Here is a 21,711-nt window from a genome sequence, read left to right on the forward strand (position 1 = left end):
TCGTCGCTTGTCACACCGGATACCCGAAACTGCCGCGCCTACATCGAGGTCGGTGCTTCGACGCCCAGTGCGTCCAGCGCGTTCGCAATCGTCGTTCGGGTCCCGTCGACGAGCGCCAGCCGCGCAGCGCGGGTCTCTGGGTCGGCATCGAGGACCGGGCACTCCCGGTAGAAGGCGTTGAACGTCTCGGCGAGGTCGCGGGTGTAGGTGGCGACGGTGTGGGGCGTCAGGTCGTCCGCGGCCGCCTCGATGACGGCGGGGAACCGGGCCAGTTCGCGGAGCAGGTCGCGCTCCTCCGGTTCCGACAGCGGGTCAAGGTCGGGTTCGTCAGGGATGTCGGTTTCCACGTCGCCCAGGATGCCACAGCAACGCGCGTGGACGTACTGAACGTATGGCGCGGACTGGGCCTCGAAGTCCAGCGCGCGGTCCCACTCGAAGGTGATGCCTTTGGTCGGCTGTTTCGAAACGATGTCGTAGCGTACCGCGCCAATACCGACCTGACGGGCGATGCGGTCGATGTCGTCTTCATCAAGGTCTCCCCGGGTTCGGTCGTCCAGCCGGGACTCGACCTCCTCCCGTGCGCGGTCGATCGCTTCATCCAGCAGGTCGTCGAGGTCGATGCCGGTCCCCTCACGCGTGCTCATCCCGCCTTCCGGGAGGTTCACCCAGGAGTAAAACACCTGCCGGAGCTGGTCGGTGTCGTTGTCGAGCAGCTCGAGGGCTGCTGCGAGCTGGTCGGCCTGTAGCTTGTGGTCCTCGCCCAGCACTGTGACGGCACGGTCGTAGGTGTCGAACTTCCACTCGTGGTGAGCTAGGTCCCGAGTCGTGTACAGCGAGGTCCCATCGGAGCGCAGGAACACGAGATTCTTCTCGAAATCGGGCAGGTCCAGCTGCCAGGCATCCTCCTCGTAGACGGCGCAGTCGAGCCCCTTCAGGCGGTCGACCAGGTCGTCCGTGTCGCCGTTGCGCATGAACTTCGTCTCCTTGACGAACTCGTCAAACTCCGCCGGGAGGCGACCGAGCGTGTTCTGCATCCCGCCAAGAACGGTGTCGACCACCTCGGCGACGCGTTCGTACGTCTCTTCGTCGCCGTCTTCGAGGCCCTGCAAAATCGACTGGACCTCGGCCTCCGCCGCCTCGACTTCGTCGGGGTCGCCATCTTCGAGGATGGTGTTGCCCTTGCGGTAGTACCGGACCATCTCGTACTCCGGGGACTCCCGCTCAGGTTCGGGCAGGTCATCCTCGTCAAAGGTCTCGTACGCCCAGGTGAACACCGCAATCTGTCGGCCCGCGTCGTTGACGTAGTAGTGGCGGTCGACGTCGTAGCCGGCGTAATCAAGCACGCGAGCAACGGCATCGCCGATGATAGGGTTGCGTGCCCGCCCGACGTGGACTGGGCCAGTCGGGTTCGCGGACGTATGCTCGACGACAACGCTGGTGTCGCGGTCGGGAAGCCGGCCAAACCCGCTCTCTGTGACTGACTGCAGGGTCTCGGCGAAGTATGCTTCGCTCGGGAGGAAATTGACGTACGGCCCCTGTGTCGTCACGTCGCTAACGTAGGTGAGGTCGTCGGCGGCAATCGCGTCGGCGATGTCGCTGGCGACGTTCGGCGGCGCGGTACCGACCTCGCCGGCCAGCCGGAAGGCGACGCTCGACGCTAGCACGGCGTCGACATCCTCCGGTGGCTCCTCGATACCGAGGTCCTCGGCCGGCAGGTCGAGGGTTGTGAGTGCGTCGGCGAGGGCGTCCTCGACCTCCGCACGGAGCTGCAGGAACATACGCCCGGATTTCGCGGCGGAGAGTAAATGGGTAACGAAACCCCGACCGCCACAGACGGTCCGGCCGACTCCACAGCCACAACAACCGCCGCTATTCAGGCGAGTGTCGGGAGAAACTGGGACAGCAGTCCGTCTCAGGTCAGGAGCCGCGGACCAAACACCATCAACAGGAGGCCGCTGATCATCGATACCGTAATCGCGATCGAGACGGCCGTCGTCACCCGTCGCCCGTCCGAGACGGGCAGCCGCGAAACGAACGATTCGGTTGACGCCCGAAGAATGTGGCCGCCGTCGAGTGGGAACGTCGGAATGAGGTTGAACTGGCCGATGACGAGGTTGATCCAGCCGGTCCAGAAGAGGACGTTCGCAAGCAGGAACACCGGCGTCGTTCCGAGCGCCCCGAGCGGGCCCTGGACAGTGTAGAAGTTCGTCGCAATGCCGGTGAAGCCGGCGAAGTTATAGCCGAAGCCGCCGGCGACGCCGATGAACGGGAGCAAGAGCGTGCTGAAAATCCGCTGGGCGAACGAGAACTCGGAGACCGACGTTGGTGCGTCCGGCGAGCCGCCGATGAATTCGAGGAACGCGGCCGCGGGGTAAGCGTCGATACCGAAGTCACTGACCTGAATGCCACTGATACCCTGCTGGATGCTAACGCCGATGATGCCGTTGTCGACCTGCTCGCTTTCGGCCATCGTCACTTCGTAGGTCTCGCGGGAGCCGTCGGCGTAGCCGGTGACGGTCACCTCGTCACCGGGTTCACCGCCTTCAAGCGTCTGTATCAGTGCCGCCCCGCTGTGTGTTCGTTCCCCGTTGACCGCGGTGATAATCATGCTCTCGCCGCTCGGTGCCCCCTCTCCGGCGAGCGGGCCGTCTTCAGCGACCAGCACGTACGCGCCGAGCGGGGTCGTGACTGTCTCCCCAGACTCGGTTTCGAGCGTCGCTACGGGGTGGTCTTGGGCCGCCTGTTCGAATTCACTGCGGGTTGCTACTGCGGTCCCGTTGACAGAGACAATCGTCTCCCCAGTTCCAAGTGACGCGCTCTGAAGGGCCGCAGAGACGACGACGGACCGTTCGACGGTGACGGTGTCGGCATCCTTGCGCGCCACTTCGACAGTCTGTGCGTCGCTTTCGGCGAGCACTGATTCGAGTGCCTGCTGGTTCTCGACCGACTGGCCGTTGACCGCCGTGATGACATCACCCGACTCGATACCCGCATCGGCGGCGGGGGTTCCGTTGATGGGGCTCCCGACCGGTACGCCGTCAACGACGGCGACAGCGCCAGCGACCGGTCCAAACAGCAACAGGAGCGTGATGATAGCGAGTGCGAAGTTGTTCGTCACGCCGGCCGTGTACATCCGGGTCTGGGAGCCACGGTCGGTGCGGAGGAGTTCATCTTCGTCGGGTTCGACGAACGCCCCAATCGGAATAATCGCCAGCAGGGCAAGCCCCATTGACTCGATATCGATGTCTTCGACGCGACAGAAGAGTCCGTGGCCGCCCTCGTGGACGACGAGGCCGAGCAACAATCCGAGCACGATTTCCGGGGCGACCGACAGCGGGAGGAAGTCATTGACGCCGGGAATTGCCAGTGCGTTCCGCGGTTCGTTCAGTGCGGAGGGCTGTGGGTTGACGAGCGCCTGATAGGCTCCGAGCGCAACGAGGAGGAACGAGCCGACCATCACGACGAGGCCGAACCCGACGCCGAGGTTCCCCCAGGCCCGCCAGAACCGCTTTGGCCGTGCGAGCCAGTCGAGCACAGCTTTGCCCTTCTGTGTGTGAATCGTCGTAATCGGGCCGCTAAAACGAATATACTCGGGGACAACGCCGCGAGTCCGGAGCGCCATCGCGAGGAGGGTGTAGGCGACAAGGCCCGCGAGGACCCACGTCAGCGTACTCACCATTTATCTGAAAATAGGCGTAGCCAAGCAAGAGGGTTTGGTTTGGGTCACACTGCTGGCCCACAGCAGCCAACGGTGAAGTGACCCCGCCGCAAACGACAACGCAATGTACGACCATATTCTGGTTCCCGTCGATGGGAGCGACGAAGCCACGGCAGCCGCACGACGTGGCCTCGCACTGGCAAAGGATTTCGACGCAACGGCTGAAGCGGTCTATGTCGTCGAGCAGCGCGCGCTCGCACTCACGCGAACAGACCCCGAGAGCGCCCGTCTCCGGGAACACGGCGAGTCGGTCCTCGCGGAGATCGAGTCACTCGCCGCCGACATTGGTCAGTCCGTCACGACGGAACTGCTAGAAGGGAAACCAAGTGCGCGGATAGACGAGTACGCTCGTGAAACTGACGCAGGACTCATTGTCCTTGGCCGACAGGGGATGACCGGCCTCGGGAAGCGACTACTCGGCGGCGTCACCGAGCAGGTCTTGCACCGAACTGCCGTGCCCGTGTTCGTCGTTTCGGCGGAGAAGCAGGCTGACAGGGACGAATTCGATTACTCGCGGCTACTCGTTACAACCGATGGGAGCGAGAACGCTGACACGGCGACACGACACGCCGCGGCGGTAGCAGACAGATACGACGCGCTAGTACACGTGCTCAATGTCGTTGATATCCAGGCCGCTGGCGGAGCGTTCAACGCTGGCGGGTTGAACGAGACGTTCATCGAACGACTGGAGGCGAATGGACGCGACGCCGTCGCAACAACCGCCGACGAACTTCGGACGGCGGCCCCGGACATCTCGGTTGAAACTGCCGTGGAACAGACGACCTCGCTTGACGGCGTTGCCGCCGGCATCCAAGAGTACGTCTCCGACAATGACATTGACTTCGTCGTGATGGCGTCACACGGCCGTTCGAACCTGAAACGCCAGTTGCTCGGTAGCGTTACGTCGCAACTGCTCCGAACCGTCGATGTCCCTGTGCTGGTGACGCCCCGTTCGAACTGAGGGGTGGACGAACCACCCGTTCTATGTAGTGTGGAAACGTAGTACAATGAGGTGCCGGACAATGCCAGAAACCTGCGGTATCTGTGGCGAGACGGTCCCTTTTGACGCTACCGTCCACGCGATGATTCACACGCACAGCGAGACGGGCGTCATCGACGCGTACGTCTGTCAGGACTGCTACGACGAGCAGCTCGGACCGATGTTCGAGCGGGTCGACACGCAGGAACAGTCACCCTGAAGACACCCTTCAACAGGGTGTTACGGACGGGTAGGCCCCTCCTACCCGGATTACTCGTTGCGACGGAAACGCTCCACGACGAACTCCCGGTCAAGTTTCGCGATGAACGTCCCGAGCTGTGGGCCTTCGGTGTCGTCGAACAGCAGCCGGTAGCCGGCCGAGAAGAACTCGCTGATGTCGATGTCGTTTCGCTTTGCCGTCTCGTAGATTTCCGACTGGATTGCCTCGCCGTCGTGGCCTTCGGCGATGAAATCGGCCAGTTCATCCAGTGCGGCCGCCGTTGCGTCGTCGAATGAGACCTCGGGTATCTCGGCGCGCTTGAGTTCGTAGTTGAATTCGTTGTTCGTCAGGCTGGCCCACTCTTGGGCTCGCTCGACGCGGGCAAGCGCCTGCTCGACGGCCCACTCCGGCGCATCGTCCGGGATATGGCCTTCTTTCCGGGCGATCTGCTCCCGGAGCGCCGGGTCGTCGGTCATCCCGAGCACGGCCGCAAATGTGTAGGGAATCCGTATCCGCTGTTCGCGTGGGTCGTCCACGACCATCGGATAGGCTCGCTCCGCAAGTTCGGCGTCGTCCTCGCTGGCCTCGATTTCTTCGAAATATCGCCGTTCGAACCGGTCGAACTCGTCGACGAGCTGGTCGATATTCTCGACGGAGAAGTCCCGCTGTTTCCGCGGGTCCTTCACAAAGAAGTACTTGAATACCTCCGGTTCGAGGATGTCCAGCACTTCGTCGACGGTGATGACGTTGCCGGAGGAAGAGGAGAGCGGTTCGCCGTCGAGGGTGAACCACTCGTACACCATCGGGACCGGCGGCTGGATGTCCAGCACGTTCTCAGCGACATCCTCACCTGATGGCCAGGAGCCCTCGGCGTGGTCCTTGCCGAAGGGCTCGAAGTCGACGCCCAGGATCTCCCACTGAGCGGGCCACTCGAACCGCCACGGGAGCTTTCCGTCCCGGAGCGTCGCCGTGCCTTCGTGGCCACAGCCATCAATGGTCTGGTCGCCGGCCTCGACGTCTTCACAGACGTATTCGACTTCGCCGGCGTCGAGGTCGACCGCGGTGACGCCCTCAGTAATCTTCCCACACTCGGCACACTGGGGCAGGAACGGGACGTAGTCGTCGTCGACCTTGTTCTGATACTCCGCGAGCACGTCACGGGCCCGGTCGGCGCGTTCGAGCACCCGGCGCGTGACTGCTTCGAACTCGCCGTCGGCGTACAGCTCGGTGTTCGAGACGAACTCCACGTCGACGCCGACCAGCTCGGCGCTTTTCTGCAGGAGCGCCGTGAAGTGGGCGCCGTAGGAATCACAGCAGCCGAATGGGTCCGGAATATCCGTGTACGGCTTCCCGAGGTTCCGCCCGAGTGCGCCGGCGTCGACTTCCCCGAGGCCGACGACGTTCCAGTCGAGGTCGGCGAGCTGGCGGGGGACCGCCCGGAGCCGGTCTTTGTCGTCGGCAGTGAACACCTGTCGGACCTCGTGACCGCGGTCCCGCAGGGCCTCGGCGACGTAGTAGCCCCGCATAATCTCGTTGAAGTGGCCGATGTGGGGGACGCCGGATGGCGAGACGCCGCCCTTGATGACGATTGGTTCGTCGGGGTCTCGTGCCTCGATGGCGTCGGCGACGGAGTCGGCCCAGAACGCCCGGGAAACGCCGCGGCCGACCTCGTAGGGGTCTTCCGCCATCTATGCCTCCGGAAGGATTTCGGACCCGTCGAACTCGCCGTCTTCGACTGCGCGCACGACACGTTCGGGATCAGTGCCGTCGAGCACCATCGTCCGGATGCCGGACCGCTGGATGATTTTCGCGGCTAGCAGGTCGACCGGTGCGCTGCTGCCGGCGTCCATCTCGATGTCGGCGATCACGTCGACGAGTTCGTCCGCGCCGAGTTCGTCGAACCGCGTCGCGTCGTCGTCCTCGTTCGGGTCGGCGTTGTAGACGCCGGGAACCGATGTTGCGTACACGAGCAGGTCAGCGCCGACGTACTCCGCGAAGGCGGCCGCCACGGCGTCGGTGGTCTGTGCGGCGACGATGCCACCGAGAACGGGGATATCGCCGCGTCGGATGGCTTCTCGACCTTCGTCGTAGCTCTCGGCTGGCGTCGGTGCCGCGCGGTCGTCCAGGGCGGCGATGAGCAGCCGGCCGTTCAGCCGCGTGACGGCGATGCCGAGCTGGTCGAGTTCGATCTCGTTCGCGCCCAGATCCCGAGCGCTGCCGATGTAATCACGTGCTGTCGGGCCACCGCCGACAACGGTCCCGAGTGTATGTCCCTGTGCATCGAGTGACTGAATGGCGTCGGCGTAGTCGGCGACCCGGTCCGCGTCGAGGTCCGGGGCCAGTACGCTTCCGCCAATGGAGACGACGACTTTCATTAGCCCGCCGTAACCGCGATGCACTCTTAAGGGTTGTCAAGGCCACTGACTGCTGTCTCTCTAGTCCGCCCTTTCTGGTGCCCACAGTGACTGCTGTCGGTCGCGTACCGGTGGGAATGTCTGTATGACGTGTGCCCGACGTGCTGACGCACGTCTGACGGTCTGACACTCTACCGGCGAAATATGCCGTTTATCGCCCTTCCCAGAGGGTGATATCTCTCTTTCACAGACCGTTCAAAGCACCACGGAACTAGTGCCAATCCACTGACTAAGAAGGCTTTGTAAAACGTCTAAAGAAATCTGAAATGGTTATAAAAAATGCGTTTTAGCTCGATTTGTCCTGAAAGTGACCGAAGTGACCTGAAGGTTCCTTCCTTTATATACTCTCGGCGGGGTTACGAGAAAGTGAGGTGACAAAGATGAGCGCTACCGCAACGCCCTCCGGCGAGGAAGAGCCCTCCAAAGAAGAGCGACTGAAGTCGTTCCTCGCAGAGAAGGCCAGTGACGGCGAGATGTATTTCAAGAGCAAGTTCATCGCTGATGAAGTCGGTCTCTCCCCCAAAGAGATCGGTGCCCTGATGGTCAAGCTCAAGGACAGCGCGTCCGAGATTAATGTCGAAAAGTGGTCGTACACGAGCGCGACCACCTGGCGTATTGAGCCGGCGTAGGCGACTGGTCCCCGAGTACAGTTTTTGCACGGAGTACCTGCTAGCTGTGCGATCGTTCGCGGAGTATTTGTGCCCGCATCGTTTACGAGCAGTTGATGAGTGGCTCCGCCGCGGACCCGCCGTCGCCTGACCGATTGGCCGGCGTGTTCTCCGTCTCGTCAGTGCGGCGGACGGACGGAACTGTCCAGTATCTCGGCAACCCACTAGTGCCACCGGATGCCGTCGCTGAGCAACTCAGGCCGGTGTTCCGACAGCGGGGCTACGACGTTCGGCTCGAAGAACTTGGTCCCGAATCGGCTACTGGGACTACTGTGACGAGCAACGGTGAGACTACCGTTGTCGACGACCCGGGCGCCAATGACTCGATTGCTCCCGGTGGCGCGGTGAACACGCGGCCGGGCCAGTACGCACTGGTGGCGGAGCCTGTCGGTACGGACACCGGCGGCGTTCCGTGGCTCAACATCGGGCTGTTGCTCGCGACTATCGCGTCGACCCTCTATGTCGGGGCGAGCGCCTGGTACTATATCCCGGTCGCTAAGAACCCACTTCGCGTGTTCGAAGCTTGGCCGTTCATGGTCGCGATGCTCGGTGTGCTCGGTATCCACGAACTGGGTCACTACGCCGCGGCCCGCTACCACGGCGTCGACGTGACGCTCCCGTATTTCATCCCGTTCCCGTCGTATCTCGGCACGATGGGAGCGGTCATCAACATCCGTGGACGCATCCCCGACCGGACGGCGCTGTTCGATATCGGCGTGGCCGGCCCGCTTGCCGGCCTCGTTGCGACAACAATCGTCACGGTCATCGGCCTCTCGATAGACCCGATTACCGTCCCGGAACGCGTGGCAAACAGCGACACCGGCGTCATCATCACGTTCAACTATCCGCTTCTGTTCCAAGCGCTGGAAGCCCTAGTCAACGCGCTGGGGCTCGGAACCGAGGTCGGTCCCGGCGAGTCAGTCCACCCCATCGTGTTCGCCGGCTGGGCCGGGATGTTCTTCACGTTCCTGAATCTGCTTCCGGTGGGGCAACTTGACGGCGGTCACATCGTGCGGTCCATCGTCGGACGTCGTCAGGAAACCATCGCCGCCGCGGTGCCTGGCGCGTTGTTCGCACTCGCCGGCTACCTGTACTTTACCCGCGACCCCCCGCCGGTCGGCTTCGGCGTCTGGGGCCTGTGGGTGTTCTGGGGTCTGTTCGCCACCGGGCTCGCGTACGCCGGTCCGGCCCGCCCGACCGTGGATACGGCGCTGGACCGACGGCGAGCGCTGCTTGGCCTGTTTACATTCCTGCTGGGAATCGCCTGTTTCACGCCGGTTCCGTTCGAGATCAGCGCGGTCTAACTGTCAGGCGGTGTCGCTGTGGCTGTTCTCAGTGTGAGTACCCTTGGTCCGGAAGCGGCTCGCCATTGAGCGTCACGCCGTCCTCGGTGACCGTTCCGATCCGGTGGAGCGGGCACGGCGTGGCCTCTCTGGCTCCGAGCACGTCGGATTCAGGCAGCGTACACACCAGCTCGAAGTCCTCACCGAAGAACACACCCAGATCTCTGCGCTCCTGCTCCGTCTCTGCGAACGTGTCGACCTGCGGGTCTATCGGCAGTGGCGCTTCGATAGCGAAGCCACAGCCGCTGGCCTCGGCCAGCTGGTGCAGCGAGCGGGCCAGCCCGTCGCTCGAATCCATCATCGCTGTCGCGTGCGGTCGGAGCGCGACGCCCGCACGGACGCGAGGCTCGAACTGGAATAGCTCGTTCGCCCGGTCGGTGTCGCCACGGTCGAACAGTTTGAGGGCGGCGGCTGACCGGCCGAGCGTTCCGGTGACACAGACCGCGTCGCCGGGCGAAGCGCCCGAGCGACGAACCGGCTCAGCTGCGGAGCCGATGGCCGTCGACGCGACGGTGAACTCGTCGTGGCTATCCAGGTCGCCGCCGACGTACTCCGCGCCGACCGCGTGACACACGTCCTGTGCGCCGTCGACGAACGCCGCGAGTTCGTCCGCGTCGAACGACGGCGCGCCGTACGCGGCCACCGCCGCCGTTGCCTCGGCCCCCATCGCCGCAACGTCCGACAGCGAGGCGGCGACGGCCCGCCAGCCCGCCGTGTAGCGGCTCGTCCCCGCCGGGAAGTCCGTCCGCTCGTGGAGCATATCGGTCGTGATGACTTGCCCGTCCACGACGGCGCAGTCGTCGCCTGCGTCGGGAAGTCGGTCGGCGAGGTCAGCGAGTGCGGCCCGCTCGTCCATACCCCGTCGTCGGGTTCCCGGGGCAAAACCCCCGTGGATATCCGCCGGCGAGACAGGGTCGGTGGGTTGAAATCGGAGACTGCCAATCCCATCCACATGGATGGGAACCGGGTGGCGACGGTCGTCGGGTTCGCGGCAGCGCTCGCCGTCCTCTCGGGGCTGGTGTGGCTTGTCGGCATCGGCGAGACGCTGGATGCGCTTGCGACGGCGGACCCAGAGGCGCTTCTCGCCGTCGCAGGCATCGCCATACTGTGGCTCGTCTCGTGGGGGCTAGCGCTGTGGACGGTTCTTCAGGCGCTTGGCGCGCCAGTGGCGCCACACACCGCCGTCCTCGTGTTCGTCGCCGCCGTGTTCTCGAACAACGTCACGCCCTTCGGGCAAGCCGGTGGCGAGCCAGTGAGTGCGTTGCTCATTTCGACGGCCGCCGACACCGAGTACGAGACCGGGCTGGCGGCCATCGCCACCGTCGACACGGTCCATTTCCTGCCGTCAGTCGGGTACGCCATCGTCGGCTTCACCTTCGTCGCAGCCGGTGCGGTCCAGTTGACCCGGAACCTGGCGTTTGCCGCCGGTGCTGTCGCGGTGCTCGCGGTCGGCATCCCCACTGCTGCTGTCCTTGGCTGGCGACACCGAGACCGGGTTCAGGCGCTGGTCATTCGCGGTGTCTCACCGGCTCTGACCGCGCTGTCGAACGTCGTGCCCCGATGGTCACCGCCGTCCGCAGAAAACATCGAGGCACGAATCGAGGGGTTCTTTTCCGCCATCGAGCGCATCGCGACCGACCGGCGGACGGTCCTCCAGACCTTTGGGCTCTCAGCGTTTGGCTGGGTCTGCCTGTCGGCGTCGCTGTGGACGTCGCTGTACGCCGTTGGGGCACCAGTCCCGGTCGAGGTCGTCCTGCTTGTCGTCCCTGTCGGGAGCATCGCCAGCGTCGTACCGCTTCCCGGCGGGTCCGGGGCTATTGAGACGGTGCTCGTGACGCTGCTGGTCTCGACAGCCCCGGTTTCGGCCGCCCTCGCCACCTCTGCGGTGCTGATCCACCGCGTTGGGAGCTACCTGCTGCCGACTGTTATCGGCGGCGGTGTCGCCGCTGCACTCGGTGTCGACCGGGCCGCGTCGCCAGGGGAGTGACCCTCGCGACTCCTGATGGGAGTGGGAGCATTGCTGCCCTGTGGGCGAGTGAACGGTTCACGCCCGCCGACTGCGAACGACGCGTTTAAATGACGGCGACGGAAAGAAATCTGCAATGGCTACACTCTACGACGTTCCCCCCGAGGAACTCATCGAGGCACTCACGGAGACGCTCGCAGACGAAGACGACATCGAAGCGCCGGACTGGGCCGAGTTCACCAAGACCGGTGTCGACCGCGAACTCCCACCTGAGCAGGAGGACTTCTGGACGCGACGGGCCGCCAGCCTCCTCCGAAAGGTCGCCGTCGACGGTCCTGTCGGCGTTAACGCCCTCCGCTCCGAGTACGGTACATCGAAGCAGGGGACGACCCGCTACCGCGTCCGCCCCCACCAGAAGACCAAGGGCTCGGGCAACATCATCCGGACGGCGCTCCAGCAGCTCGAAGACGCCGGCTACGTCGAGACCAGCGAAAACGACGGCCGCCGTGTCACGGGTGACGGTCGCAGCCTCCTTGATGACACCGCAGGCGACCTCCTGACGGAACTCGACCGTCCGGAACTCGAACGCTACGCGTAACTGACGCCTTTCTCGCTGTTTTTCTCGTTCCGTAGCCTCTGCTCCGAAATCGTTTTCCGACCGACTCCAGTACGTTGATACAACTATGAGTGGCGACCCCAGCGAGGAAGAACTTGAAGAGCTCCGAAAAAAGAAGATGGAGCAGCTCAAGGAACAGCAGGGCGGCGAGGGCGAGGGCCAGGAGGCCGCGCAACAACAGGCTGAGGCCCAGAAACAGGCCGTCCTCAAACAGAACCTTACTGACGGCGCACGCAAGCGGCTCAACACGGTCAAGATGTCGAAACCGCAGGTTGGCGAACAGATCGAACAGCAAGTCGTCGCGCTGGCACGTAGCGGTCGCGTGCAGGGCCAGATCGACGAGGACCAGATGAAAGAACTCCTCTCGGAGCTGACGCCCGACTCCAAGAGCTTCGATATCAAGCGCCGGTAGATGCACTGTGCTCTGTTGTACAGCGGCGGAAAAGACTCGACGCTGGCGGCGCTTTTGCTTGACCCCTTTTATGACGTGACGCTCGTCAGCGGCTCTTTCGGCGTCCGTGACACCGACCCTGCACAGGAGAGCGCAACAGCCGTCGGCTTCGATCACGTGACGGTCGATCTGGACCCGGACGTGGCCCACGACGCCGTCAAGCAGATGTTCGATGACGGCTACCCGCGAAATGGCATCCAGCGGGTCCACGAGCACGCCGTCGAAACCGTCGCCCGCGCCGACTGGGTCGCCGATGCCGACGGTCTCGGTACACTCGACGCCGTGGCTGACGGCACCCGCCGCGACGACCGGGTGCCGACGGTGGACCGCCCGCTCGCCCAGAGCATCGAGGACCGTTTCGACGTGGACTACCTCGCGCCGCTTGCGGGCATCGGTCGCGGTGCTATCGACGCGATGGCCGCCGACCGCCTCGTCGTCGAGAGCGGCCCTAGCGCCGAGATTCCGAAGGCCGACTACGAGGTCGAACTCCGCGCACTCCTGCGGAAGCGCTACGGCGAGGGTGCCGTGGCTGACGTGTTCCCCGAGCACACGCAGTCCCGCGTCCAGGGCCTGCGATAGCCGCTGGCGGTTCGAGTCTGCGGTGTGCCCGTCAAACTAAGCAATATCCCGGGTGGTGTCCACGCTGATGCGGTCAGTGAGGTCGAGGCATATCGGTTCAGTGAGCGCGCGGCCCCCGCGGAACTTCGGGATAAAGAGCCTGTTTTCGATGGCGTCGTCGCGTCGCTTCGTTTCGAGGTCGAGCACGACGTCGCTCGTGTACTCCGTTCGGTGTCGTTGCGACGGCGTACTGTCGTGTTTGAGCGCGTACAGGACCGCGGCGCTGTCTGTCTGTGTGAGTCTGGCCTGCAGCGTTTCGAGGAAGGCCCGAAACTCTCCCGTGTCCGCGCGTTCGAGCGGTTCGACCGGGTCGACGACGAGGAGCGACCCTTCGGTGAGTCCCTCGACGTGGGCGAGCGCATCGCTGACCGGGGCCTCCCGGTCCAGTTGGCTGACTGCGAGATCGTCGTAAGACCCTCGCTGTGACCGCAGCGCCGACGTGACCGTCGTGGGTGCCTGCTCGCCGGAGAGATACACCGTTTCCTGCCGGGCGACGAACTCGGAGAGGAACAGCTCCGCCTGGCTCGCCGGTTCGGCAAGCAGTGTGACGAGGCTTCCAGTCGGAATGCCGCCGTTGAGCTTCCGGTCTAGCGCTCGAATCCCCGTCTCGAATCGTTGTGTCACTGTCTCACCCCGCGATGTCCCCACCGATTCACTGCCCATCCCATACAGCCACACTCGGTGGAGCGTCTCTTTGTTGTCCGTTCTCTAATACGGGCCATTCACCGCATAGTCAGCCTCTAGCTCGCTTACCGCCAGCGTCTGCTAGCCATGCCCGCCCGTCCTCACAGTCCATTGGCAGAGACAGTCGTGACAGACAGTTTAGCCACTCTCTACCGGGCGGTACCGGCCCATGGTTCGTGGGTCTGGTCAGCGTGAACGAACAGGTTCAAGCGCGCCCTTGCTGTAGACGCCGGTATGTACGACTCCGTCAAGGGCTTTCGCGATTTCTACCCCAAGGAGATGCAGGCCCGGCGGTGGGCCATGGATACGCTTGAAGACGTCGCACAGCGCTATGGCTTCCGAGAGATCGGCACCCCAGCGCTGGAGCCGACCGAGATGTACGTCGACAAGAGCGGCGAGGAGATCGTCGAGGAACTGTACAGCTTCGAGGACAAGGGCGGGCGGAAGGTCGCACTCACGCCGGAGCTAACGCCGACCGTTGCGCGGATGTTTGTCGCCAAGCAACAGGAACTCTCGAAGCCGATCAAGTGGGTATCGACGCGGCCGTTCTGGCGCTACGAGGAGCCCCAGCAAGGGCGGTTCCGGGAGTTCTACCAGACCAACGTCGACATCTTCGGGTCGGCGGAGCCGACGGCCGACGCCGAGATTCTGGCCGTTGCCGTGGATATGCTCACTGACCTCGGGCTGACGGGCGAGGACTTCGAAATCCGCGTCTCGCACCGAGATATCCTCTCGGGCGTACTCGAGTCGTTCGAGGCGGACGTGGACGTGCCCGAGGCCATTCGCGCGGTCGACAAGCGGGCGAAGGTCGACCACGACGAGTACCTTGACGCGCTCGCCGAAGCGGGACTCAGCTATGGACAGGCCGACACGTTCGACGAGATGCTGCAGATCGACGCCGAGGAAATCGAAACGCTCGGGGACCTCACCGGGTCCGAGGATGTCCGTACGGCGACCGACAATCTTCAGGCAGTGCTCGACGCAGCCGAGGACTTCGGCGTCCGCGAGCACCTCACCGTCTCGCTGACGACCGCGCGCGGGCTGGACTACTACACCGGCGTCGTCTTCGAGTGCTTCGACTCGACGGGCGAGGTGTCCCGCTCGGTGTTCGGCGGCGGCCGCTACGACGACCTCATCGAAGGCTTCGGCGGCCAGCCGACGCCGGCCGTCGGGTTCGCGCCCGGCCACGCCACGCTCCAACTCCTCTGTCAGCGCGCCGGCGTCTGGCCCGCCGAGGAACTGTCGACGGACTACTACGTCCTGCAGGTCGGCGACACGCGTCCGACCGCGGCCCGCATCGCTCGCGACCTGCGCGAGCGGGGCCACGTCGTCGAGAGCGACGTTGCCGACCGCTCCTTTGGCGCGCAGATGGGGTACGCAGACGGCATCAACGCCGAGACGGTCGTCATCGTCGGCGAGCAGGACCTGGAAAACGACGAAGTGACGCTCAAGGAGATGGACGACGGCGAGCAGGTCAGCGTCCCGCTCTCGGCGTTCCCCGGCGACTACGACCGGCCGACGTTCGAGGACTTCGCGGAGTAACACGGCTGAGCGGCCGGCCCACGACAGCAGCTTTTTGCGACCAGCGTGTTGAGTGGTCGACATGACACTCCCCTCCATCGCTCTCCCGAGGTGGAAGCTCGTCGCGACCATCGCGATACTGTCGACGGGCCTTGCTATGCTCGCAGGTGCGGCCGGCCTTGGCGGGTCGATTGCACCGGTGTCGATCATCCTCGGCTGGTTCATTCTGGCCCCGCTCGTCGCCCTTCTGGGTTCGAAACTACCGATGATCGAGTCCCCGGAAGACGAGACAGCCCAGGATGAAACCGATGCACCCAACGCAACGGAACCGACGGTGGACCCGGTCGATCACCTCCGAGAGCGCTACGCCCGCGGTGAACTGACAGACAGCGAGTTCGAGCGGCGGCTGGACCGCCTGCTGGAGACCGAATCGCTCTCAGCGACCAGCGAGGCAGAGAACACGACCGGTGAGGCCGACAGGGAAGTCAGCCTCGAAACCGAGTGAACTGGCGAGTCATCGCCCTCTGACCGTACCGCGGGTGCGTGTGCAGCCGAGGCACTTGCGGCCTCACTCCTTCGAGCTAACGACCTCGAGATCACTGTCGGTCAGGCGAACGTACAGAAGCGCATCGTCCGGGCCCGGATCGACCACGTCGTCGAGTTCGGGCGCACAGCCGGTCATTCCGAGGTCGTTGAAGCCACAGGCGTCACAGACCGCCGCGTCGACCAGCGGGTGGTACGTTTCGTCCCGCTCTGTCGCCGGCAAGTAGCCCGCGTCCTCGATTGTCGAGCCACACTCCGCACAAATCAGTGTCTCCGGGTGTGAGGCGAGGTCCATACACAGTTTTTGTGTAGCCGCTATTTATCGCTGTGTGGAGCCGTCCGCTCAGAGCGCCCGCTGCATCTCCATTTCGACGCGCTCTTTGGCGATGGTCTCGAAGCCGACTGACTCGTACAGTGCCCGGGCGACGTGGTTCGTGTTCGAGACCGAAAGCCAGACGCGGTCGAGTCCATTCTCCTGCCCGTAGCCAAGCAGGACGCGGATGAGCTGTGAACCGATGCCGGCGTGCTGGTAGTCCGGGTGGACGAAAATTGCCAGCTCCGACGTGTCCTGGTATGGGACGAGGACGGAGTGGCCGACGGCTTGATCCTCGTGCCAGACAACGACGTTCAGGCCGTCCTCGACAAGATTCGGGAGCCAGTCGCGGATGTCCGCTTCGGTCCGGGGTGGGACGCCCTGTGACCGGGAGTCGGTCCCGAAGTCAGCATACATCTCCACCAGTGGGTCGATGTCGCCGTCATAGGCCTCGATTGTCACCGTCCGCCCGTCGTGGTCGGTGAACGTTTCGGGCGGGCGAGGGAAGTCGTGATCCGCCGCGGCGGCGTTGGACATACCCCCGTCTTTGTCCTCAGGACGCCTAAGTTCGTCTATCCTTCCCAGCGACTGAGATTCGGGTGAGACAAGTGGTTCGCAGTCGACAAATCGGTATGCGCGCCTATCGCGTGGCCTACGACGGCCAACCGTATCACGGGTTCCAGCGCCAGCCCGACGTCGACACCGTCGAGGGCCGACTGCGTTCAGCGCTCGTCCGCCTCGGTGTCTGTGAGCGTGGCGAGGGGCTGCCTGACCGGTACGCGGCCGCCGGCCGGACTGATGCCGGCGTCTCTGCGCGGACACAGACCGTCGCCTTCGACGCGCCAGCGTGGCTCTCACCGGCGGCGTTCAACGGCGAACTCCCAAACGACGTTCGCGTGTGGGCCAGCGCCGATGTTCCCGAGGACTTCCACGCAACCCACGACGCCGCCGAGCGCACCTACACCTACTACCTGTACGCGCCGGCGGATGCGGACCGACCCGAACACGAACCGGTCGACGACGGGCGGTGGGCCGACGCTGTCGACGCGCTCGCCGGGACACACGACTTCCACAATCTTACCACGGACGAGACCGGTACTGAGCGGACCGTCGCCATCGACTGGACCCGGGACGGTCAGTTCCTCGTCGTCCAGCTTACGGCCGGCGGGTTCTGCCGCCAGCTGGTTCGCCGACTCGTCTCGCTCGCGGCGGCCGTCGCGGACGGCTCGGCCCCGCTCTCGAAGGTCGACCGCATCCTCTCGCCGGAACCCGTTAGCGGCCCCGACGGGGTTCCACCGGCCCCGCCCGAACCGCTGGTGCTGACCGACGTCCGCTACCCGAACGTGAGCTTCACTCGGGACGAAGACGCCGCGGTTGACGCCCGAACGGTCTTCGCCCGCCGGCGAGCGACCGCCAGAACAACTGCACGGGTCGCCGACCACATCACCGACGGGCTGTAGCTCCCGAAACGAAGGCTTACTTCGGCCCCGTCCCAAGAGCGGGCTATGAGTTCGGTACCCGCACGGAGCGACATCGATGAGGCGTACAAGTGGGACCTCGACTCCCTCTACGCCACCGACGAAGACTGGGAGGCCGCCTACGAGGAGGCGGAGGAACTGATCGAGGACCTGTCCGCCTACGAGGGACGGGCCACCGAGGACGCTGCGACTCTGCTAGAGACACTGGAGACCTACGAGGACCTGATGCGGACCGTCTCGAACGTCGCCGCCTACGCCCGAATGCGACGGGACGAGGACACGACCGACGACACGTATCAGGCACTGACCGCCCGCTCACAGTCACTCTCGTCGGAGGCCAGTTCGGCGGCCTCGTTCCTCGACCCCGAACTGCAGGATCTGGACTACGACGACATCGAGGCGATGGTCGACGAGGAACCGGCGCTGGAGCCCTACGAGCACTACTTCGACGACGTGCTCCGGATGAAAGACCACACCCGCTCGGCCGAGGTCGAGAACCTCCTCGCCGAACTCGGCGAGGTCACCGGCGCGCCCGGCGAGGTGTACAATATGCTGGCCAACGCCGATATGACGTTCCCGACCGTCGAGGACCCCGATGGCGACCAGCAGCCGATCACGCTCAACAACTTCACGACGCTCCAGAAACACCCTGACCGCGACTTCCGCCAGCGCGTCTACGAGGCGTTCTACGACGAGTGGGAGACCGTCCGCAACGCCGTCGGCACGGCCTACAAGAACGCCGTCAAGACGGATGTGAAGATGGCCAACGCCCGCGACTATGACACCGCCCGCGAGGCAGCATTGGACGGCCCGAACGTCCCTGTTGAGGTGTACGACACGCTCGTCGACACCGTCCACGACAACCTCGATACGCTCCACCGCCACGCCGACCTCAAACGCCAGTCAATCGGGGCCGACGAACTCCGAATGTGGGACCTTTACACCCCACTCGTTCAGGAGGAATCGCCGGAAATCGAGTACGAACAGGCCTGTGAGTACGTCACCGAAGCTGTCGCACCACTGGGCGATGACTACCAGTCTCGGCTCGCCGACGGGCTAGACTCGCGGTGGGTCGACGTCTATGAGACCGAGCACAAGCAGTCCGGCGCGTACTCCGGCGGGACCTACGACTCCCAGCCGTTCATCCTGATGAACTACCAGGACGACGTGGAGTCGATGTACACGCTGGCCCACGAACTCGGCCACTCGATGCACTCGGAGTACACCAGCGAGGAACAGCCCTACGTCTACTCCGGCTACGAGATATTCGTCGCCGAGGTCGCGAGCACCGTCAACGAGACGTTGCTGACCCACCACCTGCTGGATACCGTCGAGGACGAACGCCTGCGCCGACATATCCTCAACGAGTACCTCGAGCGGTTCCGGTCGACGCTGTACCGCCAGACGATGTTCGCCGAGTTCGAGCACCGCACCCACGAGATGTCCGAGGCCGGCGAGCCGCTGACCCCCGACCGCCTGGACGACCTCTATCGGGACCTGAAAGGCGACTACTACGAGCCGGCGGTGCTCGACGACCGCATCGCCCGCGAGTGGATGCGCATCCCGCACTTCTACCGGGCGTTCTACGTCTACCAGTACGCGACCGGCATCTCGGCGGCCGTCGCGCTTGTCGACGGCATCCTCGATGACGGCGAGCCCGCTGCCCAGCGGTATATCGACTTCCTCCGGAGCGGGTCGCGGCAGTACCCGCTGGAACTGCTGCGCGACGCCGGCGTCGACATGGCCAGTCCGGACCCGGTCGAGTCCGCGCTCTCGACGTACAGCGACTACCTCGATGAGTTCGCCGAGCTGCTGTAGGGCGGTCAGTAGCTATTCGGTGCCTGCCCGGCTAGTCGAGCCACCGGTCTAACTGAACGGTACAGCCCCGTCTCGACACGGATAACTGTTTCACCCCCTGTGACCCGAAGGCACTTTGTGTCTCAACCGTATAGTACCGACCATCCAAATGTCGCGCAGTCCCTCGCTTCCGGAACGACCACGGTTGGAACTTGATCCCGATATGACGCCTGACGAGCGTCTGGAGGCACTCCGGGAACATTTCAAAGAGATAGTACAGGTCAACGAACAGCTGACTGAGCAGCTCGACGCTGCCCGTGACCGGCAACACGACCTCACGGACGAGGTCGACCAGCTCGAACGGGAAAACGAGACGCTCAAAACCTCGTCGCTGTACATCGCGACAGCCGAGGAGCTGACCGACGACGGCGTCGTCGTCAAACAGCACGGCAACAATCAGGAAGTGCTGACGGAAGTCTCGCCGTCCATCCGTGACGGCCTTGAGGCCGGTGACCGCGTCGCCATCAACGACTCTTTCGGCGTCAAACAGATCCTCGATCCCGAAACCGACGCCCGCGCACAGGCGATGCAGGTCGATGGCTCGCCGGACGTTTCCTACTCGGACATCGGCGGCCTCGAAGAACAGATCCGTGAGGTCCGAGAGGCCGTCGAGGAACCGCTCGTCAACGCCGAACAGTTCCGTGAGGTCGGTATCGAACCGCCAAGCGGTGTCCTGCTACACGGCCCGCCCGGCACCGGGAAAACGATGCTGGCGAAGGCCGTCGCCAACGAGACCGACGCGACGTTCATCAAGATGGCCGGCTCCGAACTGGTCCGGAAGTTCATTGGTGAGGGCGCGCGACTGGTCCGAGACCTGTTCGAGCTTGCCGCCGAGCGCGAACCGGCTATCATCTTCATCGACGAGATCGACGCCATCGCAGCCAAGCGAACGGAGTCGAAGACCTCCGGCGACGCCGAGGTCCAGCGGACGATGATGCAACTGCTCTCGGAGATGGACGGCTTCGACGAGCGCGGGGAAATCCGTATCATCGCCGCGACGAACCGCTTCGATATGCTCGACCGGGCTATCCTCCGCCCTGGCCGCTTCGACCGCCTCATCGAAGTTCCGAACCCCGATGTCGAAGGCCGCGAGCGCATCCTCGAAATCCACACGCAGGAGATGAACCTCGACGACGACGTGGACTTGGGCGCGTTTGCCACCGAAACTGACGGCCTCTCCGGCGCGGAACTGGCCTCACTGGCGACCGAGGCTGGGATGTTCGCCATCCGCGACGGCCGAACAACGGTCCAGCAGGCCGACCTCCACGACGCCTTAGAGAAAATCGAAGCCGACGACGACGCCAGCAGCGTTCCGGTCGCGTTCGCCTGACGCTGGAGGAAAGCAGATTTTAGACAGGGACAGGATCACGGAACGGCCAGCAAATTGTCGATCACCGCGACGTTCGCCTGCTCGAACACTGCCCGCATCTCGTCGCTCAGCGACACGTCCGTTATGAACATGTCAATATCCTCGACAGTCGCGAACTCGCGGAAGCTCTGACTGTCCAGTTTGCTCCCGTCGGCCACCAGAATGACGTGTCGGCCGCCTTCACAGAGCAGTGTCTTGATGCGCGCTTCGTCTTCGTTCGAGACGGAGAGACCGCCATCGATCTGGACCGCATCGGTTTCGAGAAACACGATGTCGAAGTTCGTTTTCCGAAGGTATGACTCGGCGCTGGGACCGACGAGCGCGTCCGAGGTCTGGCGCAGTGAGTCGCCGACGACCTTGACCTCGCCACAAGTCTCGCGGAGTTCGAACGCGCTCTCCGGTGAGTTCGTCGCGGCAAGCAGCGACAACTGCTCCGGGATGGCTTTCGCTATTTCGCGCGCTGTCGGCCCCGTGTCGAAGAAGACGGCGTCGCCGTCGCTCAGTTCATCGACGGCGCGCTTAGCGATAGCCCGCTTGCCACTTGGGTTGTCGATACTATCGGCCGTACTGGACCCGTCTTTCTCCGACGCCGGAAGGGCACCGCCGTGAAACCGTTCGATAAGCCCGTCTTCTGCGAGTGACGAGAGGTCTCGTCGGATCGTCGCCTCGGAGACACCGAACTCTTCGGTGAGTTCTTCGACGGTGACCCGATCCGATCTGTTTACTTGTCGAACGATTTCTTTCCGTCGTTCATCAGGAATCATGTTCTAGTACAGCGGGCCCGGACTCTGCAGGTGAGGGTGGCCTCCGACTGATGTATGTGTTAGTTCGTATCATCTCTTTCAATAGAATCGGCCCTGCTCTCAGGGCCGGCGACACAGTCTAGTGATTTGCGAGATTGCTCGATGGCGTTTAGGGGTATATCATTCAGTATGTAGACGTTCATGAAAAAC

Annotated in this window: 22 protein-coding genes; 13 read left to right on the plus strand and 9 right to left on the minus strand. The window is 64.0% G+C overall.

Translation table 11 applies throughout. The features are described from left to right. Positions 1-38 precede the first annotated feature (38 nt). Both argS and RR_RS18080 read right to left on the minus strand, forming a co-directional pair. Positions 39-1,778 (minus strand): arginine--tRNA ligase, encoded by a 1,740-nt coding sequence (gene argS, locus RR_RS18075; protein WP_011224649.1) that lies wholly within the window; start codon positions 1,776-1,778, stop codon positions 39-41. A gap of 134 nt (positions 1,779-1,912) precedes the next feature. After that, a complete protein-coding gene (locus tag RR_RS18080; RefSeq protein ID WP_004964503.1) occupies positions 1,913-3,679 on the minus strand; it encodes a site-2 protease family protein in 1,767 nt (588 codons plus the stop codon). Positions 3,680-3,782: 103 nt separating this feature from the next. On the opposite strand from RR_RS18080, the gene RR_RS18085 reads away from it, so the two are divergent. Then, entirely contained in the window at positions 3,783-4,679 is an 897-nt protein-coding gene (locus RR_RS18085) for a universal stress protein (RefSeq protein ID WP_011224650.1), read from the plus strand. Between the two features lie 61 nt (positions 4,680-4,740). After that, positions 4,741-4,917: a hypothetical protein gene (locus RR_RS22580; RefSeq protein ID WP_007189212.1), complete on the plus strand. Its 177-nt coding sequence runs from the start codon at positions 4,741-4,743 to the stop codon at positions 4,915-4,917. Between the two features lie 50 nt (positions 4,918-4,967). On the opposite strand, the gene lysS is transcribed toward RR_RS22580, so the two are convergent. Continuing rightward, on the minus strand, positions 4,968-6,605 hold the full coding sequence (gene lysS, locus RR_RS18090; protein ID WP_011224652.1) for a lysine--tRNA ligase: 1,638 nt from the start codon (positions 6,603-6,605) through the stop codon (positions 4,968-4,970). Then, positions 6,606-7,292 (minus strand): UMP kinase, encoded by a 687-nt coding sequence (pyrH, locus tag RR_RS18095; protein WP_011224653.1) that lies wholly within the window; start codon positions 7,290-7,292, stop codon positions 6,606-6,608. Between the two features lie 419 nt (positions 7,293-7,711). On the opposite strand from pyrH, the gene RR_RS18100 reads away from it, so the two are divergent. Together RR_RS18100 and RR_RS18105 are read left to right on the plus strand one after the other, a co-directional pair. Then, a complete protein-coding gene (locus RR_RS18100; RefSeq protein ID WP_004518404.1) occupies positions 7,712-7,960 on the plus strand; it encodes a DUF7123 family protein in 249 nt (82 codons plus the stop codon). 95 nt (positions 7,961-8,055) lie between these two features. After that, the gene (locus RR_RS18105; RefSeq protein ID WP_011224654.1) at positions 8,056-9,303 is read left to right on the plus strand and encodes a site-2 protease family protein; all 1,248 of its coding nucleotides are present in this window, start codon (positions 8,056-8,058) and stop codon (positions 9,301-9,303) included. A gap of 28 nt (positions 9,304-9,331) precedes the next feature. Here the strand turns inward: RR_RS18105 and thiL are convergent, their stop codons facing one another. Beyond that, on the minus strand, positions 9,332-10,198 hold the full coding sequence (thiL, locus tag RR_RS18110; RefSeq protein ID WP_011224655.1) for a thiamine-phosphate kinase: 867 nt from the start codon (positions 10,196-10,198) through the stop codon (positions 9,332-9,334). Between the two features lie 96 nt (positions 10,199-10,294). Here thiL and RR_RS18115 point away from each other — a divergent pair, with 96 nt between their 5' ends. The 4 genes from RR_RS18115 (at position 10,295) to RR_RS18130 (ending at position 12,954) form a co-directional block, all read left to right on the plus strand. After that, positions 10,295-11,329, plus strand: a complete 1,035-nt coding sequence (locus RR_RS18115; RefSeq protein ID WP_011224656.1) for a lysylphosphatidylglycerol synthase transmembrane domain-containing protein — start codon at positions 10,295-10,297, stop codon at positions 11,327-11,329. Between the two features lie 115 nt (positions 11,330-11,444). Then, complete coding sequence (locus RR_RS18120; RefSeq protein WP_004964492.1) at positions 11,445-11,906, plus strand: 30S ribosomal protein S19e; 462 nt, start codon at positions 11,445-11,447, stop codon at positions 11,904-11,906. A gap of 85 nt (positions 11,907-11,991) precedes the next feature. Further along, positions 11,992-12,336, plus strand: coding sequence for a DNA-binding protein (locus RR_RS18125; protein ID WP_004518409.1), 345 nt, complete (start codon positions 11,992-11,994; stop codon positions 12,334-12,336). After that, a complete protein-coding gene (locus RR_RS18130; RefSeq protein WP_011224657.1) occupies positions 12,337-12,954 on the plus strand; it encodes an alpha hydrolase in 618 nt (205 codons plus the stop codon). It abuts the gene before it with no gap. Between the two features lie 36 nt (positions 12,955-12,990). Here RR_RS18130 and RR_RS18135 read toward each other — a convergent pair whose 3' ends face one another. Beyond that, positions 12,991-13,656: an RAD55 family ATPase gene (locus RR_RS18135; protein ID WP_011224658.1), complete on the minus strand. Its 666-nt coding sequence runs from the start codon at positions 13,654-13,656 to the stop codon at positions 12,991-12,993. Positions 13,657-13,911: 255 nt separating this feature from the next. On the opposite strand from RR_RS18135, the gene hisS reads away from it, so the two are divergent. Together hisS and RR_RS18145 are read left to right on the plus strand one after the other, a co-directional pair. Next, complete coding sequence (hisS, locus tag RR_RS18140) at positions 13,912-15,219, plus strand: histidine--tRNA ligase (RefSeq protein ID WP_011224659.1); 1,308 nt, start codon at positions 13,912-13,914, stop codon at positions 15,217-15,219. A gap of 61 nt (positions 15,220-15,280) precedes the next feature. Then, positions 15,281-15,703: an SHOCT domain-containing protein gene (locus RR_RS18145; RefSeq protein WP_007189205.1), complete on the plus strand. Its 423-nt coding sequence runs from the start codon at positions 15,281-15,283 to the stop codon at positions 15,701-15,703. Positions 15,704-15,766: 63 nt separating this feature from the next. Here RR_RS18145 and RR_RS18150 read toward each other — a convergent pair whose 3' ends face one another. Together RR_RS18150 and RR_RS18155 are read right to left on the minus strand one after the other, a co-directional pair. After that, positions 15,767-16,036 carry a hypothetical protein gene (locus tag RR_RS18150; RefSeq protein WP_007189204.1) on the minus strand — a complete coding sequence of 90 codons (270 nt, stop codon included), beginning with the start codon at positions 16,034-16,036 and terminating at the stop codon, positions 15,767-15,769. A gap of 48 nt (positions 16,037-16,084) precedes the next feature. After that, positions 16,085-16,591 (minus strand): GNAT family N-acetyltransferase, encoded by a 507-nt coding sequence (locus RR_RS18155; RefSeq protein WP_007189203.1) that lies wholly within the window; start codon positions 16,589-16,591, stop codon positions 16,085-16,087. A gap of 95 nt (positions 16,592-16,686) precedes the next feature. Between RR_RS18155 and truA the strand changes: the two genes are divergently transcribed. From truA to RR_RS18170, 3 genes are all read left to right on the plus strand, one after another. Further along, the gene (gene truA / locus RR_RS18160; protein ID WP_011224661.1) at positions 16,687-17,514 is read left to right on the plus strand and encodes a tRNA pseudouridine(38-40) synthase TruA; all 828 of its coding nucleotides are present in this window, start codon (positions 16,687-16,689) and stop codon (positions 17,512-17,514) included. 45 nt (positions 17,515-17,559) lie between these two features. Next, a complete protein-coding gene (pepF, locus tag RR_RS18165) occupies positions 17,560-19,350 on the plus strand; it encodes an oligoendopeptidase F (protein WP_011224662.1) in 1,791 nt (596 codons plus the stop codon). 148 nt (positions 19,351-19,498) lie between these two features. After that, positions 19,499-20,719 carry a proteasome-activating nucleotidase Pan2 gene (locus RR_RS18170; RefSeq protein ID WP_004964481.1) on the plus strand — a complete coding sequence of 407 codons (1,221 nt, stop codon included), beginning with the start codon at positions 19,499-19,501 and terminating at the stop codon, positions 20,717-20,719. Between the two features lie 35 nt (positions 20,720-20,754). On the opposite strand, the gene glpR is transcribed toward RR_RS18170, so the two are convergent. Next, entirely contained in the window at positions 20,755-21,522 is a 768-nt protein-coding gene (glpR, locus tag RR_RS18175; RefSeq protein WP_004964479.1) for an HTH-type transcriptional regulator GlpR, read from the minus strand. Positions 21,523-21,711 lie beyond the last annotated feature (189 nt).

This window comes from Haloarcula marismortui ATCC 43049 (genome assembly GCF_000011085.1).
Lineage (GTDB): Archaea > Halobacteriota > Halobacteria > Halobacteriales > Haloarculaceae > Haloarcula > Haloarcula marismortui.